This window comes from Streptomyces sp. NPDC007084 (genome assembly GCF_040703595.1).
Lineage (GTDB): Bacteria > Actinomycetota > Actinomycetes > Streptomycetales > Streptomycetaceae > Streptomyces.
Genome location: NZ_JBEYFY010000002.1, coordinates 138,678 through 155,222 on the forward strand (window position 1 = coordinate 138,678; position 16,545 = coordinate 155,222).

Annotated in this window: 14 protein-coding genes; 6 read left to right on the forward strand and 8 right to left on the reverse strand. The window is 72.2% G+C overall.

Annotated elements, in window-relative coordinates; translation table 11 throughout:
- Window positions 1–159: 159 nt before the first annotated feature.
- The 4 genes from AB0912_RS02510 to AB0912_RS02525 all read right to left on the reverse strand — a co-directional run bounded on the left by AB0912_RS02510 (window position 160) and on the right by AB0912_RS02525 (window position 3,672).
- On the reverse strand, window positions 160–1,026 hold the full coding sequence (locus AB0912_RS02510) for an ABC transporter permease (RefSeq protein WP_366695915.1): 867 nt from the start codon (window positions 1,024–1,026) through the stop codon (window positions 160–162).
- Window positions 1,023–2,234 carry a betaine/proline/choline family ABC transporter ATP-binding protein gene (locus AB0912_RS02515; RefSeq protein WP_366696274.1) on the reverse strand — a complete coding sequence of 404 codons (1,212 nt, stop codon included), beginning with the start codon at window positions 2,232–2,234 and terminating at the stop codon, window positions 1,023–1,025. Before AB0912_RS02515 ends, AB0912_RS02510 begins: the two co-directional genes overlap by 4 nt.
- A gap of 295 nt (window positions 2,235–2,529) precedes the next feature.
- Window positions 2,530–3,177, reverse strand: coding sequence for an ABC transporter permease (locus tag AB0912_RS02520; RefSeq protein WP_366695917.1), 648 nt, complete (start codon window positions 3,175–3,177; stop codon window positions 2,530–2,532).
- Between the two features lie 24 nt (window positions 3,178–3,201).
- Window positions 3,202–3,672, reverse strand: a complete 471-nt coding sequence (locus AB0912_RS02525; RefSeq protein WP_366696275.1) for an Lrp/AsnC family transcriptional regulator — start codon at window positions 3,670–3,672, stop codon at window positions 3,202–3,204.
- Between the two features lie 122 nt (window positions 3,673–3,794).
- Between AB0912_RS02525 and hppD the strand changes: the two genes are divergently transcribed.
- Window positions 3,795–4,949 (forward strand): 4-hydroxyphenylpyruvate dioxygenase, encoded by a 1,155-nt coding sequence (gene hppD / locus AB0912_RS02530; RefSeq protein WP_366695919.1) that lies wholly within the window; start codon window positions 3,795–3,797, stop codon window positions 4,947–4,949.
- Window positions 4,950–5,090: 141 nt separating this feature from the next.
- On the opposite strand, the gene AB0912_RS02535 is transcribed toward hppD, so the two are convergent.
- Window positions 5,091–6,827, reverse strand: a complete 1,737-nt coding sequence (locus tag AB0912_RS02535) for a tetratricopeptide repeat protein (protein WP_366695921.1) — start codon at window positions 6,825–6,827, stop codon at window positions 5,091–5,093.
- A gap of 92 nt (window positions 6,828–6,919) precedes the next feature.
- On the opposite strand from AB0912_RS02535, the gene AB0912_RS02540 reads away from it, so the two are divergent.
- Window positions 6,920–8,335, forward strand: coding sequence for an FAD-linked oxidase C-terminal domain-containing protein (locus AB0912_RS02540; protein ID WP_366695923.1), 1,416 nt, complete (start codon window positions 6,920–6,922; stop codon window positions 8,333–8,335).
- Window positions 8,336–8,526: 191 nt separating this feature from the next.
- Here the strand turns inward: AB0912_RS02540 and AB0912_RS02545 are convergent, their stop codons facing one another.
- Window positions 8,527–9,039 carry an SsgA family sporulation/cell division regulator gene (locus AB0912_RS02545; RefSeq protein ID WP_366695925.1) on the reverse strand — a complete coding sequence of 171 codons (513 nt, stop codon included), beginning with the start codon at window positions 9,037–9,039 and terminating at the stop codon, window positions 8,527–8,529.
- Between the two features lie 329 nt (window positions 9,040–9,368).
- On the opposite strand from AB0912_RS02545, the gene AB0912_RS02550 reads away from it, so the two are divergent.
- Entirely contained in the window at window positions 9,369–11,162 is a 1,794-nt protein-coding gene (locus AB0912_RS02550; protein WP_366695927.1) for an RDD family protein, read from the forward strand.
- Window positions 11,163–11,227: 65 nt separating this feature from the next.
- Window positions 11,228–12,016 (forward strand): RDD family protein, encoded by a 789-nt coding sequence (locus tag AB0912_RS02555; RefSeq protein ID WP_366695929.1) that lies wholly within the window; start codon window positions 11,228–11,230, stop codon window positions 12,014–12,016.
- Window positions 12,017–12,182: 166 nt separating this feature from the next.
- Here AB0912_RS02555 and AB0912_RS02560 read toward each other — a convergent pair whose 3' ends face one another.
- On the reverse strand, window positions 12,183–12,509 hold the full coding sequence (locus AB0912_RS02560; RefSeq protein WP_366695931.1) for a hypothetical protein: 327 nt from the start codon (window positions 12,507–12,509) through the stop codon (window positions 12,183–12,185).
- A 440-nt stretch (window positions 12,510–12,949) separates the two neighbouring features.
- Between AB0912_RS02560 and AB0912_RS02565 the strand changes: the two genes are divergently transcribed.
- Complete coding sequence (locus AB0912_RS02565; protein ID WP_366695933.1) at window positions 12,950–15,304, forward strand: immune inhibitor A domain-containing protein; 2,355 nt, start codon at window positions 12,950–12,952, stop codon at window positions 15,302–15,304.
- Between the two features lie 121 nt (window positions 15,305–15,425).
- Window positions 15,426–15,761, forward strand: a complete 336-nt coding sequence (locus AB0912_RS02570; protein ID WP_366695935.1) for a hypothetical protein — start codon at window positions 15,426–15,428, stop codon at window positions 15,759–15,761.
- A 27-nt stretch (window positions 15,762–15,788) separates the two neighbouring features.
- Here the strand turns inward: AB0912_RS02570 and AB0912_RS02575 are convergent, their stop codons facing one another.
- Window positions 15,789–16,373 (reverse strand): nicotinamidase, encoded by a 585-nt coding sequence (locus tag AB0912_RS02575; protein ID WP_366695937.1) that lies wholly within the window; start codon window positions 16,371–16,373, stop codon window positions 15,789–15,791.
- Between the last annotated feature and the right edge of the window lie 172 nt (window positions 16,374–16,545).

A 16,545-nucleotide genomic window follows, 5' to 3' on the forward strand; every position in this document is an offset into this window, starting at 1 on the left:
GGGAACCGCTGGTCAGCCCGCAGCCGGAGGCCAGCACCAGCAGCCCGGCGACCCCCGCGAGGGCACGCGTCCTCCTCGTCGGCCCCTGCGCGCCCGCGCTCCCGGTCCCCTTCGCGCCCGCGCCCCCGGTCCCCTTCGCGCCCCCGGCTCCCGCCCGCTTCACGTCCCCACCTCCAGGCCGCGCGGCCGCAGCAGCAGTTCCGCCAGTGACGCCAGCCAGTCGACCAGCAGCGCGAGCGCGACCGTGAGGATGGCGCCGAGGACCAGGACCGGCATGCGCTGGGTGGTGATGCCGGTCGTGATGAGGACGCCGAGTCCGCCGCCCCCGCCGAAGGTGGCGAGGGTGGCGGTGCCCACGTTCAGGACGAGCGCCGTCCGCACCCCGGCGAGGATCAGCGGGACCGCCAGCGGCAGTTCGACCCGGGTGAGCACGCCCAGCGGCGACATGCCGATGCCGCGGGACGCCTCCAGCAGCGTCGGGTCGTTGGCCTGGAGACCGGCGATCGTGTTGGAGAGGACCGGCAGGATCGCGTAGATCGTGATGCCGATCAGCGCCGACCGCTCGCCGGTGCCGAGCCAGATCACCAGGAGCGCCAGCAGACCGATCGCCGGTGTCGCCTGCCCCATGTTGGCGAACGTCATCGCGACCGGGGTCGCCTTGCGGAACGCCTTGCGGGTCAGCAGGATGCCCAGCGGGATCGCGATGACCAGCACGAAGAACGTGGAGATCACCGTCAGCTGGATGTGCTGCCACAGGGCCTTGGACACCTGGCCGTTGGACAGCGCGTTCTTCGAGATCGGGTCGAGGTCCGCCTGCTGGAACCACAGCCAGGTGCCCAGCAGCAGGGCGACCAGGAGAGCGGGCAGGAACGTCAGCTTCCGCCAGCCGATCCGCCGCCGGGGCGGCCCGGCCGACGGCGGGGCCTCCCGCTCGCCCTCGCCGTCACCGCCGCTGTCGTCGCGGAAGGCGAGCCCCTTGACCTCGTGCTCGCCCTCGGGGCGCTGTTCGGTGGGCGGGATGTTCACGCCTTCGCCTCCCCGCCGTCGACGCCCTCCTGCTCGAACTGGGTCTGCTGGGCGCGCGCCTCCTCCAGCTCGTGCTGGTGCTCCATGGCCTCCAGCCGGTCGGCCTCCAGGAGTTCGTGGACCGAGTTCATCAGGGTCTCCATGTCGACCACCCCGGTGTACTCGCCGCGCCGCCCGGTGACCGGCACCCGGCCCGAGTTGTCCGTGAGGACCGCCTCCAGGGCGTCGCGCAGGGTGGCGTCCCGGGTCACCGTGTCGTGCACCAGGGTGCCCGCGCGCGCCAGCGAGCCCCTGGCCCGCATCAGGTCGCCGCGCCGCAGCCACTTGTAGGGGCGGCCCCGTCTGTCGAGCAGCAGGATCTCGTTCGTCCCGCTGGAGCGGAGCTTGCCGAAGATCTCCTGGAGCGGGTCGTCGACGGTGACCGTCGGATAGTCGGTGATCTCCACATCCCGTACGCGGCTGAGGTTCAGCCGTTTCAGGGCGGCCCCCGCGCCGACGAACCCCGACACGAAGTCGTCGGCCGGGTTGGTGAGGATCGCCTCCGGGGTGTCGAACTGGGCGATGTGCGAGTGCTCGCGCAGCACCGCGATCCGGTCGCCGAGCTTGATGGCCTCGTCGAAGTCGTGGGTCACGAAGACGATCGTCTTGTGCAGCTCGTGCTGGAGCCGGATCAACTCGTCCTGGAGGTGGTCCCGGGTGATCGGGTCCACCGCGCCGAACGGCTCGTCCATGAGCAGCACCGGCGGGTCCGCGGCGAGCGCCCGCGCCACCCCGACCCGCTGCTGCTGGCCGCCGGAGAGCTGGCGCGGGTAGCGGCCCTGGAACTCGGAGGGGTCGAGCCCGACCAGGTCGAGCATCTCCTCGACGCGGGCCTTGATCCGCGCCTTCGGCCAGCCGACCATCTTCGGCACGAGCGCGATGTTCTGGGCGACCGTCATGTGCGGGAACAGCCCGGAGGACTGGATCGCGTACCCCACCTTGCGGCGCAGCTTCACCGGGTCCATGTCGGTGACGTCCTCGCCGCCGATCCGGATCCGGCCGCCGCTCGGCTCGATCAGCCGGTTGATCATCTTCAGGGTGGTCGACTTGCCGCAGCCGGACGGCCCGACGAACACCACGAGTTCGCCCGCCTTGATCTCCATGTTGACGCTGTCCACGGCCGCGCTGCGGCTGCCGGGGTAGCGCTTGGTGAGGTTCTCCAGCTCGATCGTGGCGCCCGTGGTCGAGGAGGCGGCGGCCCCCGCGGCACTCCCCGGGCGCCCGACGGACCCGGTCGAGCCGGTGGCCCCGGTGGAGCCGGTGGACCCGGCGGACCCGGCGGACCCGGTGGAGCCGGTGGAGCCGGTGGAGCCGGTCGGCCCGCTGGAGCCGGACGCGCCGACGGAGCCCGTACCGCCGGCGGAATCCGTACCGCGGGTGGAGCCGGTACCGTCGGCGGAGCCCGTGGCGCCGGTGGAGCCCGTGCCGCCGGTGGGGCCGGAGGTGCCGGCGGGGTCGGAGGTCTCAGGCACGGATCCCCCTCGGGATGGTCAGCCGGCCGATCAGGACGTACGCGGCGTCGAACAGCAGCGCCAGGATGATGATCCCGACCGTGCCGGCGAGCACCTGGTTGAGCGCGTTCTTGCTGCCCAGCGAGCTGATGCCACGGAAGATCTCGTTGCCGAGGCCCGGACCGGAGGCGTAGGCCGCGATGGCCGCGATGCCCATCAGCATCTGGGTGGAGACCCGGATGCCGGTGAGGATCGGCGGCCAGGCCAGCGGCAGTTCCACCCGCAGCAGCCGGGCCGCCCGCGACATGCCGATCCCGGTGGCCGCGTCGACCAGCGAGGGATCGACGCCGCGCAGACCGACGATCGCGTTGCGCACGATCGGCAGCAGCCCGTACAGCGTCAGGGCGATGACCGTCGGCGGGACGCCCAGGCCCACGATCGGGATCAGCAGACCGATCATGGCGAGCGAGGGGATGGTCAGGATCGCGGAGGTCGTGGTGGTGGCGAGGTTGCCCGCCCAGTCGCTGCGGTAGGTGAGGACGCCGATCAGCACCCCGATGAGCGTCGCCACGACCATGCACTGGAAGACCGCGCTGGCGTGCTGCCCGGCGTCCGTGAGGAGCTGCTCATGGCGGCTGCTCAGGTACTCCCAGAAGTTCACGCCATGTCACCCCGGTCGCTCGGTTCACTGCTCGGTCGCCGCTTGTTCCACCAGCGGGATGATCCGCAGCGGAACGGGGTTCTCCATGACGATCGCCGTGGAGGCCCGGACGATGCCATCAAAACCGACAACCCGGTCGATCACCCGCTGGAGATCGGCGTTCGACCGGGCCACCAGCCGGCACAGCATGTCCCCGCTGCCGGTCGTGGTGTGCAGCTCCAGGACCTCCGGCACCGTCGCCAAGTGCGCCCGCACGTCGGCGCCTTGGCCCTGCCGGATCTGCAGCGTGGCGAACGCCGTGACCGGATAGCCGAGCGCCGCCGGGTCGACCTCGGGACCGAAACCCCGGATGACGCCATTCGACTGAAGCCGGTCCATCCGGGCCTGCACGGTGCCCCGCGCGACCCCGAGCCGGCGGGACATCTCCAGCACGCCGATACGCGGCTCCCGCGCCAGCAGCACCAGCAGCCGCCCGTCCAGATGATCGATCGCCACAGCGCCCTCCGGGATGGTCATCGTGTACAGAAAGCCCGCAACTCTGGGCCATTCGCTGTACATGTTGTTCAGCGGATACGCGAACTATTGCGCACCTTGCGGAACGGCGGGAGTCTGCGGCCATGACAGCGACCTCCGCGAACACAGACCACGCTCCCGACACCGCCCGGCAGGCCGACCCCTTCCCGGTCAAGGGAATGGACGCGGTCGTCTTCGCCGTCGGCAACGCCAAGCAGGCCGCGCACTACTACTCCACGGCCTTCGGCATGCGGCTCGTCGCCTACTCCGGACCGGAGAACGGCAGCCGCGAGACGGCGTCGTACGTCCTGGAGAACGGCTCGGCGCGCTTCGTCCTCACCTCCGTGATCAAGCCGGCGACGCCCTGGGGCACCTTCCTGGCCGAGCACGTGGCGGAGCACGGCGACGGTGTCGTCGACCTCGCCATCGAGGTCCCGGACGCCCGCGCCGCCTTCGCTTACGCCGTCGAGCACGGCGCCCGCGCGGTCGTGGAACCCCACGAGGTCAAGGACGAGCACGGCACGGTCGTCCTCGCCGCGATCGCCACGTACGGCCAGACCCGCCACACGCTGGTCGAGCGCACCGGCTACGACGGCCCCTACCTGCCCGGCTACGTGACCGCCGACCCGATCGTCGAGCCGCCGGCCCAGCGCACCTTCCAGGCGGTCGACCACTGCGTCGGCAACGTCGAACTCGGCCGGATGAACGAATGGGTCGGGTTCTACAACAAGGTCATGGGCTTCACGAACATGAAGGAGTTCGTGGGCGACGACATCGCGACCGAGTACAGCGCCCTGATGTCGAAGGTCGTCGCCGACGGCACGCTCAAGGTCAAGTTCCCGATCAACGAGCCCGCCGTCGCCAAGAAGAAGTCCCAGATCGACGAGTACCTGGAGTTCTACGGCGGCGCGGGCGTCCAGCACATCGCGCTGAACACGAACGACATCGTCCGCTCCGTCCGCACCATGCGCGCGGCCGGCGTCCAGTTCCTCGACACCCCGGACTCGTACTACGACACCCTCGGCGAGTGGGCCGGCGAGACCCGCGTCCCCGTCGAGACCCTGCGCGAGCTGAAGATCCTGGTCGACCGGGACGAGGACGGCTATCTGCTGCAGATTTTCACCAAGCCGGTCCAGGACCGTCCGACCGTGTTCTTCGAGATGATCGAGCGGCACGGCTCGATGGGCTTCGGCAAGGGCAACTTCAAGGCCCTGTTCGAGGCGATCGAGCGCGAGCAGGAGAAGCGCGGCAACCTCTGACCGGACCCGTACGGGGGCGCCTGTCAACAGGCGCTCCCGTACGGCCGGTTGGCCCCTCTCGCGCCGGTCCGGCGTCAACTGGAGCCGGGAGTGGTGGCCATGGGCCTGTCCGGCTTCAACCAGCGAGCTGTGTACGAGAGTTCAGCGAGCCGGCGCCCCGGACGCCCCCGCACCCGCCGCCCCCGCACCGCCCGCCTCCGCCCCTGCCCCCGCACCTGCGGCCTCCGCCCCCGGTGGCCCCGCCGCCCCAGCCTTCCCGGCGTCCTCCCCGCCCTCCCCGGCGCCTTCCGCCGTCCCGGACGGGTCCGGGAGTCCCTCTGCCGAGGGTTCGCCCAGTTCCGCCAGGGCCTCTCGCGCGGCGGGCGCCAGCAGCGGGGAGAAGGACGGGTTGATGCGCAGCGCCTCGGCGAGATGCCGGCGCGCCGGGCCGGCCTTGCCCAACTCCCTTTCGATCTGCCCCCGGTGGTACGCGTACAGCGCGCTGCGCACCTCGCCGCCGTGCTCCTGGTCCATGGTCCGGACGGCGAACGTCAGCGCCTGCGCGTCGTCCCCGGCCCGGTGCAGCGCCCAGCCCAGCGCGTCCGCCACCGCGATACCCGGCTGCCGGTCCCACTCGGCGCGCAGCCGCCGCACCGCCTCCCGGGGATCACCGTGGTCCGCCTCCAGGAACCCGAGCACCAGCTCGTCGTCCACGCCCCCCGCGCCGTCCCGCCGCACCAGCTCCCGCACCAGGTCGTACTGCGCCCGCGCCGCCCCCGGCAGCCCCAACTTCTCGTACAGCTCGCCCAGTTCCAGCGCGGAGTGCGGCGCGGGCCGCTTGGCGAGCGCCGTCTGATAGGCGCGCAGCGCCTCCGAGGTACGCCCCAGCGCCGCCAGCGCGCGCCCCTGGCCGGCCAGCGCGCCGTGCTCGTCGGGGTCGGCGTTCAGCGCCGCCCGGTAGTGGTCGAGGGACTCCTGAACATCCCCGCGTTCCCAGGCGAGTTGGCCGCCCTGCTGGAGGAAGGCCGCCTCCTGGGAGGGCGTCGTCGCGGCGGCGGTCGCGTCGGCGATGGCCGCCCCCGCGTCCTCGCGCCAGCCCCGGTCCCAGTAGACGCGCGCCGCGACGGCCCGTGTCACCGGCCCGGACCGCAGGCCCAGCAGCTTGTCCAGCGCCTTGCGCGCCGCCTTGTGGTCGCCGAGCCCGCTGTAGGCGTCCACGAGCGCCGGATACGCCGTCCACCGTTTCGGCGCCGCCTTCACCGAGGCCTCGCCCCACTGCTTCGCCGCCCGGAAGTCACCGCGCGCGATCGCCAGCCCGGCGAGCCCGTCCAGCGCGGCCGTGTTGTCCTTCGGGCGGACGTCCAGCGAGGTGCGCAGCGCCTTCTCGGCCTTCGGGTAGTACGCGGCCGTCGCCGTCCGCCGCGCCTGCTCCGCGTAAGCGGTCCCGAGCACCGCCCAGGACTGGTCGTCGCGCGGATGGGCCCGCAGATGCCTCTCGCGGTCGCCGATGAGCGCGGTCAGGTCCGGCAGCGCGGCCGGCGCCCCGGCCCCCACCGCGGTCATCGCCCGGGCCACCGGCCCAGGCGACGGCGGCACCGCCCCGCCCGGCCCGGACGCGGGCAGCAGCACCAGCACACCGCCGAGCACGGCACAGCCGACGGCCGCCCCGATCAGGGTGCGCCGGACGGCCGGCGAGGGACGGTCGGACAGCCGCCGCCGGGCGGCCACCGCGCCCCGCCCGAAGGGCGACCGGCGGGCGATCAGCGCGCCCCGCGCGAACGGCGACCGGCGGTCCCCGGCGGACTCGCCGGTGGACGCCCCTGCCGACCCCCCGCTCCCCGTACCACTCCCGGCGTCCCCGGACCCGGCGGGCACCGGCTGTCGCTCTTCGATGTCCATGCCGCTCACTGTGCGTCAGTACGAAGACCACACCCCGGCATGCCAAGCCCCGCACGGATGGGGTTCACACCGATGGCCCCGGGTGCGACCCTGTGATCATGAGCCGTATCGAAGCCCCGCGCGATGAGGACACGGCCGTGACCGGCGGCCTCGTCGACCGTCTGCTGGGCGGCCTGCCGGCCGAGGCCGTCCTCACCGACCCGGACGTCACGGCCGCGTACGCCAACGACATGGCGAGCTTCTGCGCGGCGGGCACCCCCGCCGTGGTCGTCCTGCCCCGCACCGTCGAGCAGGTCCAGCACGTCATGCGCGTCGCGACCGAGCTGCGCGTCCCGGTCGTCCCGCAGGGCGCCCGCACCGGCCTGTCCGGCGCGGCGAACGCCTCCGAGGGCTGCGTGGTCCTCTCCCTCGTGAAGATGGACCGCATCCTGGAGATCAACCCGGTCGACCGCGTCGCCGTGGTCGAACCCGGCGTGATCAACGCCGTGCTCTCCCGCGCCGTCAACGAACACGGCCTGTACTACCCGCCGGACCCGTCGAGCTGGGAGATGTGCACCATCGGCGGCAACATTGGCACGGCCTCCGGCGGCCTGTGCTGTGTGAAGTACGGGGTGACCGCCGAGTACGTGCTCGGGCTCGACGTCGTCCTCGCGGACGGGCGGCTGATGTCCACCGGCCGCCGCACCGCCAAGGGCGTCGCCGGCTACGACCTCACCCGCCTCTTCGTGGGCTCCGAGGGCTCGCTCGGCATCGTCGTACGGGCGACCCTGGCCCTGAAGCCGCAGCCGCCCGCGCAGCTCGTGCTGGCGGCGGAGTTCGGGTCGGCGCGGGCCGCCTGCGACGCCGTCTGCCGGATCATGGAGGGCGGTCACGTGCCGTCCCTCCTCGAACTGATGGACCGTACGACCGTCAAGGCGGTCAACGACCTCGCCCACATGGGCCTGCCCGAGACCACCGAGGCGCTGCTGCTGGCCGCGTTCGACACCCACGACCCGGCGGCCGACCTCGCCGCCGTGGGCGCGCTCTGCGACGCCGCGGGCGCCACCCAGGTGGTCCCCGCCGAGGACGCGGCCGAGTCCGAACTGCTGCTCCAGGCGCGGCGGTTGTCGCTCACCGCGCTCGAAGCGGTCAAGGGCACCACGATGATCGACGACGTGTGCGTGCCGCGCTCCCGGCTCGGCGACATGCTGGACGGCATCGAGCGCGTGGCCGAGAAGTACGCGCTGACCATCGGCGTCTGCGCGCACGCCGGCGACGGCAACACGCATCCGACCGTCTGCTTCGACGCCACCGACCCGGACGAGTCCCGGCGGGCCCGCGAGTCCTTCGACGAGATCATGGCCCTCGGCCTCGAACTCGGCGGCACGATCACCGGCGAGCACGGCGTGGGCGTCCTGAAGAAGGAGTGGCTGGCCCGCGAGATCGGGCCGGTCGGCGTCGAGATGCAGCGGGCGATCAAGACCGCGTTCGACCCACTCGGCCTCCTCAACCCCGGAAAGCTCTTCTGAGACCCCTGGAACCGGTGGGACCCCTGAGACCCGTGGGATCCTTGGGACCCCTGGGACTCCCAAGGCCCCTGGGGCTCCTGGGAATCCTGAGAATCCTGAGCCTCCTGAGATCTCCGAGTCCCCCGAGGCTCCCGGGGCTCCCGGGGCTCCTGGGACCCGGCCGGCGGGACGGGCGCGGGACACCGCGCGGACTACTCACCGTCCGTGGACTCGTCCGAGGGCCACGGGTCGCGCAGCCACAGGTCGTCGGCCGCCCCGGCCGCGCCCTGTTCCAGCGTGGCCGACAGCCTCGGAGAGGGCGCGAGCAGCTCGGCGAGGCCGGCGTCGATGCCGAGCTGCTCGGCCTCAGAGCCCGGGGGGACCGCCCTCAGCGTGCGCTCCAGCCAGGCCGACACCTGCGCGGCGGGCGCTTCGAGCAGCGCGTCGCCGTCCGGTGAACTCAACGCCATCAGGACCACGGAACGGCCCCCCACCTTCGTCGGCCACACCCGCACGTCCCCGTGACCGCACGGCCGGAACACCCCCTCGACCAGCAGCTCGCGCGCGAACGTCCAGTCGACCGGGTGGTCCGAGCCGATGTGAAAGGTGATGTGGACGGCGTACGGGTCGTCGGAGCGGTAGCTCAGCCGCGCCGGCACGGGGATGCTGCGCTCGGGCGACAGGACGAGCCGGACCTCCAGCTCGCGTTCCACCACGGTGTGCATGTCGATGCCCTTCCCTTCGTCGTACGGGCCTCACGGCGGGCCCGTACGAGTGGAGAGCGCGTCCGGGCCGGACCATTACGCGAGTCGGGAGAAGTTTTTTTTCCGGGCCTGCCTTTCTCTGTCCGCCCGGCCCCCCCTCGCCGTGTCCCCGGGCCCGCTCGCCCCGTCTTCGGACACCTGCCGGACAGCTTCGCCACTTGCTTGGCGGAAGGTGGCGGATCCTGCCCGAAAGGGGGTGGGTACGGCGGGACCGGCCGTGACGGGCGCCCCGTTCTGGTAGATGTGGACCCCCGACACGACCACCCCCGAGCAGATACGGGACGACGGACATGAGCGCCCCAACCCCGGCACCCGGCGACGACAGGCCCCGCGAGGGGTACTACCCGGACCCGTCCATCCCTGGATACGTCCGGTACTGGAACGGTGCCGCCTGGGTGCCCGGCACCAGCCGCCCCGCGCCGTCCGCCGGCGAACCGCTCGTCGCCCCGGCCGGAGTGCGCCCCGCCCAGGTCCCCGGGCCCGCCCCGGCGCCGGCGGAGGAGACCGGCCCGCACTTCTTCGACGAGGACCCCGAGCCCCGTACGGCGACGCCCGCCGAGGCGCAGCACGGCAGCCGGCCCGAGCCCGCCGCCGCCTGGGGCGCCGACCGCTCCCGGCAGACCGGCTTCGGCGGCGAACCCGACCGGCGGGTGTCCTGGGGCGCGCCGCAGGTGGCCGACCCGCGGGTGCCGCGCTCGGCGGGACCCGCCGACCCGGCGTCCCGGTCCGACGGTGTGGTCCACGCGGACGGCACCACGACCATCCCGCCCGCCGAACCGGCGCCCGGCGCCCAGGCCCCGGCGTCCGGCGGCCCGGTGGTCTTCCGCCGCCCCGCCGACCCGGTCCGGCCCGCGGACGCCGAGCACCCGGGCGCCGCGGCCGGCACGGCGCCGAGCGGTACGAGCGCCACGAGGGGCTCCGACGGTACGAGCGGCCCCGGCGGTACGAGTCGTCCGGCGGCGGCGGGTTCGGGCGCCGCCGACGGGCGGGCACTGCCCGGTGCCGGGCGCCCCGGCGCCTCCACCGGCACCCAGGACCCGCCGCCCTCCGAGGGCACGATGGCCATGCGCGCGCTCTCCCCGCGCGCCGAGCGGCCGGGCGCGGCACACGGCGAGGGCACCGGTCGGGCCGGCACGAACGCCGGAAGTACGGACCAGAGGAGTACGGACCAGAGCAGTACGGACCGGGGGAGCGCGGGCAGGGGGAGCGCGGGTCAGGGGCGTACGGCCCCCGCCCCGGGAGCGGCGTCCGCCGCCTCCGCCCCCACTCCCTCCCCGGCCCCCTCCGCTTCTCCGGCGGCCGGGAGCGGATTCGGCGCCGGGCAGGCCGCCCAGGCCGCCGCGGCACAGGCATCCGCTCCGGCCCCGGCGTCAGCCCGCCCCCCGGCCCCCGCCGCGCACTCCGCCCCCGCACCCGCCGTGCCCCAACAGTCCGGTCCGGCCACGCCGATGGCCTCCGGGTCCGGTGGCGGTCAGCCCTCCTGGGCGCAGCAGGTGCACCGGCTCGCGGGTGACCCGGCCGAGCAGGGCGGCCCGGTCGCGCCGTGGAAGCCGCCGGTGGAGGACGTGTTCCAGGCGGCGGCACGCCGGCAGGCGGCGGCCCGTCCGGCCGGCCTCGGCCGACGGCTCGTCGCCCGCCTGTTCGACAACGTGATTCTCGCGGCGGTCACCGGCGTGGCCGCGGTACCGCTCGGCACCCGGGCGATCGACCACATCGAGCAGAAGATCGACGCGGCCAAGCTGTCCGGCGAGAAGGTCACCGTCTGGCTCCTCGACGGCACGACCTCCGTTTGCTTCGGCGGCATCCTCGCCGTGCTCCTCCTCTTCGGCGTCCTCTACGACGCCCTGCCCACCGCCAAGTGGGGCCGCACCCTCGGCAAGAAGCTGTGCGGGGTCGAGGTGCGCGACATCGAGGCCCACGAACCGCCGGCCTTCGGCCGGGCCCTCGCCCGCTGGCTGGTCTTCAGCGTCCCGGGTCTCCTGGGCATCGGTGTCCTCGGCATCCTGTGGGGGCTGTTCGACAGGCCCTGGCACCAGTGCTGGCACGACAAGGCGGCCCACACCTTCGTGGCCGGGCCCTCCTAGGAACCCGTCCCCCGGACGGCCCCTCGCCGGATGCGGAGGGGAGGGGTTCGCGGTCGACTCGGGCCATGAGCAGCGAACCGCCGCCCCCGGGCCCTGGCCAGCCATCGGACGACGACCCGTTCACGAAGCAGCCCCCGCCCGCGCAGGGCGGGGGTTCCCCGTACGACCCGCCCCCCGGCGGCCAGCCGCCGCCCTACGGCGCCCAGCCGCCCCCGCCGGGCGGCCAGCCCCCGCCCTACGGCGGCCAGCAGCCCCCGTACGGCGGGCAGCAGCCCCCCGGCGGCGGTGGCCCCTACGGCGGCGGCCCCTACGGCGGTCAACAGCCGCCCGGCGGTGGCCCCTACGGCGGCCGGGGCGGGGACCCCTACGGCGGTGGCGGCCCCTACGGCGGTGATCCGCTCGCCGGGATGCCGCCCCTCGCGGAGAGCGGCAAGCGCGTGCTCGCGAGGATCATCGACATGATCATCGTCGGGATCGTGGTCTGGCTGCTGTCCTGGGCGTTCGGCGTCACCGAGTACAACGTCGACTCGGACAAGATCGAGTACGGCAAGTCCTTCGGCCAGTCCCTGGTCGCCGCCGTGCTCTACATCGCCTACGACACGGTGATGATCAGCAGGACGGGGCAGACCCTCGGCAAGAAGCTGTTCAACCACCGGGTCGCCAACCTCGACAACGGCTCCACGCCCTCGGTGCAGACCTCGCTGGTGCGCGCCCTGGTCCTGTGGCTGCCGTTCGCGTTCTGCTGCGCCTGTATCTGGACGGCGATCGCGGGCGGCTGGAGCTTCTTCGACAAGCCCTACAAGCAGGGCCTGCACGACAAGGCGGCCAAGACGGTGGTGGTCCGCACCGCCTGACGGCCGGTCGGCGGCCGGTCGGCGGACGGGCGGGCGGCCCGAACCGCGAACCGTGGACGGCGAACGGCGAACGGCGAATGGCGGGCCCGTGAGGTACGGGCCCGCCATTCGCCGTTCGTCGTTCGTGGTCCGGGATCGACGCCTTGGGGGCGTCCCGCGCGCGGCCTCAGCGCTCCGCGTGCGCGCGCACCGGACGGCGCCCGTGCGTGGTGCGTACCGGACGGCGCCCGTGCGCGGAGGAGACGGCGACGGGCGCGGTCTCGCTTCGCTCCGCGGCCGGCTCGCGCACGGGCGGAGCGGTGGCGCTGGCGGACGGAGCCTGCCTGGGGAGCGGGACCGTCAGGGCGACGAGCAGTCCGAGAGCGAGTGCCGAGAGGGTGATCAGCACGATCCCCACGCTCGAACTCGTCTGTGACAGCAGCAGCATGGCGAGCGTGGAGAAGATCACGGTGCAGGAACCGTAGGCGAGCTGTGCGGCGGTCGGACGCGGCATGGCAATCGTGTCCTCGGATGGGGGTTCTCCCCCCGGGTGCCTCTCGCGACGGGGGAGGGTGCGGACAGGGATCGAGGGTGGACAACGACGTCGACCGGGCGTTTCGCCGATCTCCGGCGCTCCGCCCAGCGACTCTATTCGCCTGCATGCCCGACGGGAACGACCGGTAAGCGTGACCTTACCCACGGTGCCGGTGCACAGGGGGCGCACGGAGTCATCACGTCCACCAAGTGGACGTTCCGGCGCGCCGGTTGGGGGTGTCCGGGCGCGTTCGGATAGCGAACGACCGCTCCGCATAATGCACTTGCCAGGTTCAAGTCAAGATCTGTTTTTTCTTTGGTAACTCCGGTCAAATGTCGTCACTTGAATCGCGTTGCGCGCGCGGACCTCCATGACCCGGAACCCCCCTCCGCGTGAACGGACGCGGGGGAGGACATCAAGTGACCAGCAGACCATGGACGTTCAGAGCAGCGGCGGTGGGCGTAGCCCTCGCGGCGGCCACCGCCACGTTCTCGACGTACGCCGTGGCGGAGGCCGACTCGGCCGCCAAGGCACCGGTCGTGGACCGCCACGACCCGCAGCCGGTCAGGAACACGGTCGATCACGACCTGGACGGCCCGCTGAGCAAGACCCAGAACGCCCAGCGCCAGGAGGCGCTGAACCAGGTCATATCCGGCGGCGCCTCGGTCAAGGACCGCAACGGCTCGAAGGTCGTGCAGCTCAAGAGCAAGAAGGGCGCCGGCAAGTACGTCGAGCTGGGCCGCGAGAAGACCGACAAGATCTTCACGATCCTGGTGGAGTTCGGCGACAAGACGGACCCCAAGTACGGCGGCACCGCCGGTCCGCTGCACAACAAGATAGCCAAGCCGGACCGCAAGAAGGACAACAGCACGGCCTGGCAGGCGGACTACAACCAGAAGCACTTCCAGGACCTCTACTTCGGCACCGGCAAGAAGACCGAGTCGATGAAGAAGTTCTACGAGCAGCAGTCCTCGGGCCGCTACTCGGTGGACGGCGAGGTCGCCGACTGGGTCAAGGTCCCCTACAACGAGGCCCGTTACGGCAACAACGCCTGCGGCGCGACCAACTGCCCGAGCGTGTGGAACGTCGTCAGCGACGGCGTCACCGCCTGGGTCGCCCAGCAGAAGAAGGCCGGCAAGACGGACGCCGCCATCAAGACCGAGCTGAAGCAGTTCGACCAGTGGGACCGCTACGACTACGACGGCGACGGCAACTTCAACGAGCCGGACGGCTACATCGACCACTTCCAGATCGTGCACGCCGGTGAGGACGAGTCCGCGGGCGGCGGCGTCCAGGGCACCGACGCGATCTGGGCCCACCGCTGGTACGCGTTCGGCACCGACGCGGGCGCCACGGGCCCGAGCGACAACAAGCTCGGCGGCGCGCAGATCGGCGACACCGGCATCTGGGTCGGCGACTACACCATCCAGCCGGAGAACGGCGGACTCGGCGTCTTCGCCCACGAGTACGGCCACGACCTCGGTCTGCCGGACCACTACGACACGGCCGGCGGCGACAACTCCACCGGTTTCTGGACCCTGATGTCCTCGGGTTCCTGGCTCGGCACCGGCAAGGACTCCATCGGTGACCTGCCCGGCGACTTCAACGCCTGGGACAAGCTGCAGCTCGGCTGGCTGAACTACGACACCGCCAAGGCCGGCAAGCAGTCCACCCACAAGCTGGGCATCGCCGAGTACAACACCTGGAACAAGCAGGCGCTCCTGGTCACCCTGCCGGACAAGGCGGTGACGACCACGGTCGTCAACCCGGCGCAGGGCTCGACCCAGTGGTGGAGCGGCAGCGGCGACAACCTGAAGAACACGCTGACCCGGTCGGTGGACCTCACGGGCAAGTCGTCGGCCAAGCTGACGCTCGACGGCTGGTACGACATCGAGGCCAACTACGACTACCTCTACACCGAGGTCTCGACCGACGGCGGCGCCAACTGGACCGCCCTCGACGGCACGGTGGACGGCCAGGCGATCCCGCGTGACGGCAGCGACAAGCCCGCCCTCACCGGCACCATCGACGCCTACGCCAAGCTGTCGTACCCGCTCGACGCCTACGCCGGCAAGAAGATCGACCTGCGCTTCCGCTACCAGACCGACGGCGGGGTCGCCCAGAAGGGCTTCGCGGCCGACGAGATCAGCGTGACCGCGGACGGTTCGGTCCTCTTCTCGGACAACGCCGAGTCGGCGGACGCCGCTTGGACCGCGGCCGGCTTCTCCCGTATCGGCGCGTCCTTCACCAAGGACTACGCCCAGTACTACATCGCGGAGAACCGCCAGTACGTGTCGTACGACAAGACCCTCAAGGTCGGCCCGTACAACTTCGGCTTCTCGACGACCCGTCCGGACTGGGTGGAGCACTACCCGTACCAGAACGGCCTGTTGATCTGGAAGTGGGACACCTCGCAGGCGGACAACAACACCAGCCAGCACCCCGGTGTCGGTCTCGCGCTGCCGGTCGACTCGCACCCGAAGGCCCTGTGGTGGTCCAACGGCACCCTGATGCGCAACCGCGTCCAGGCCTACGACTCGCCCTTCAGCCTGTACCGCACGGACGGCATCACGCTGCACAACGCGGACGTGGCGACGAAGATCCCCTCCTCGAAGGGCGTCTCGGTCTTCAACGACCACACCAGTGACTACTACGACAACCGGAACCCCACCGGTGGCGTCAAGGTCACTGACACCAACACCAAGATCGAGATCGTCAAGGAGGCCAAGGACGGCTCCACGATCTCCCTCAAGGTCGGCCCCGCGGTGAAGTAGTCCGTATATCCGCAGGTCACAAGCGTATCGGCGGCAGCCCCCTGGCGGGTTGCCGCCGATCGTGTTTAGGTGCGTCCTGTGCCTGGCTTATTGACACCGAAACGCACGGGGGTGTGACCGCATGGCCGCAGGAGGCTTCTGCAAGCTGCCGAACGGCAGCGTCGTGGTGGCAATGAACCTGCCCAGTCCGGCAGGTTCCGGCAGCGGCTGTGTCCGGTTCCTGGTCGTCGCCCAGAACCGGGCCCGCGCCCTGACCCGGCTGCGGAATCTGGGCCTGCGCGCCGTCTACCTGCGAGGCAACGCCGCTCCGCCCACGCCGGACGAGATCACCGCCGTCCTGCACCATCCGGACGGCCTGATATGGCGGACGGCCCCCGACAGCGCCCTCCCCGAGCTGACCCAGGAGCTGTGGCACCCGATCAGAGCCCTGCTCAGACGCCCGGCACCCCAGCCCTGAGGGCGTGAGCGCGGGCCGCTCCGGTGGTCAGACCACCGGCTTGCCCGTGAGATCCACGCCCGCCTCGCGCAGCTCCTCCAGCGCCCGGTCCGTCGTCTCCTTCGCCACCCCGGCCGTCAGGTCGAGCAGCACGGTCGTCCGGAACCCCTCGCGGGCCGCGTCCAGGGCGGTGGCCCGTACGCAGTGGTCGGTCGCGATGCCGACCACGTCGACCTCGCCGATCCCGTGGGCGCGCAGCCACTGGGCGAGCCCGGTCCCGTTCTCGTCGACGCCCTCGAAACCGCTGTACGCCGCCGCGTAGGCGCCCTTGTCGAAGACCGCGTCGATCGCGCCCGAGGCGACGGCCGGGGCGAAGTTCGGGTGGAAGCCGACGCCCTCCGTGCCGGCCACGCAGTGCGCGGGCCAGGAGTGCACGTAGTCGGGGTTGTCGGCGAAGTGGCCGCCGGGCGCGATGTGCGCGTCCCGGGTGGCGACCACATGCCGGTAGCCGGCCTGGGCCTGCCCGATCAGCTCGGTGATGGCGGCGGCCACGTCGGCGCCCCCGGACACCGCGAGGCTGCCTCCCTCGCAGAAGTCGTTCTGCACGTCTACGACGATCAAGGCGCGGCGCATGGGCGGTGTCCTTCGGCTCTGTGGGGTCGGCGTCGGCGAACTGGTGTGTGCGGGGCCCGGCCGTTGAGCTTCCGAGCCTAGAGACTTCGCGGGCGGTGCGGGAGGGGCTGTCCGGCGGACTTCGCGGGCGTACGAGGGGCGGGGGCGGTGTCGGCGGGCCCGGCCGGGCGCG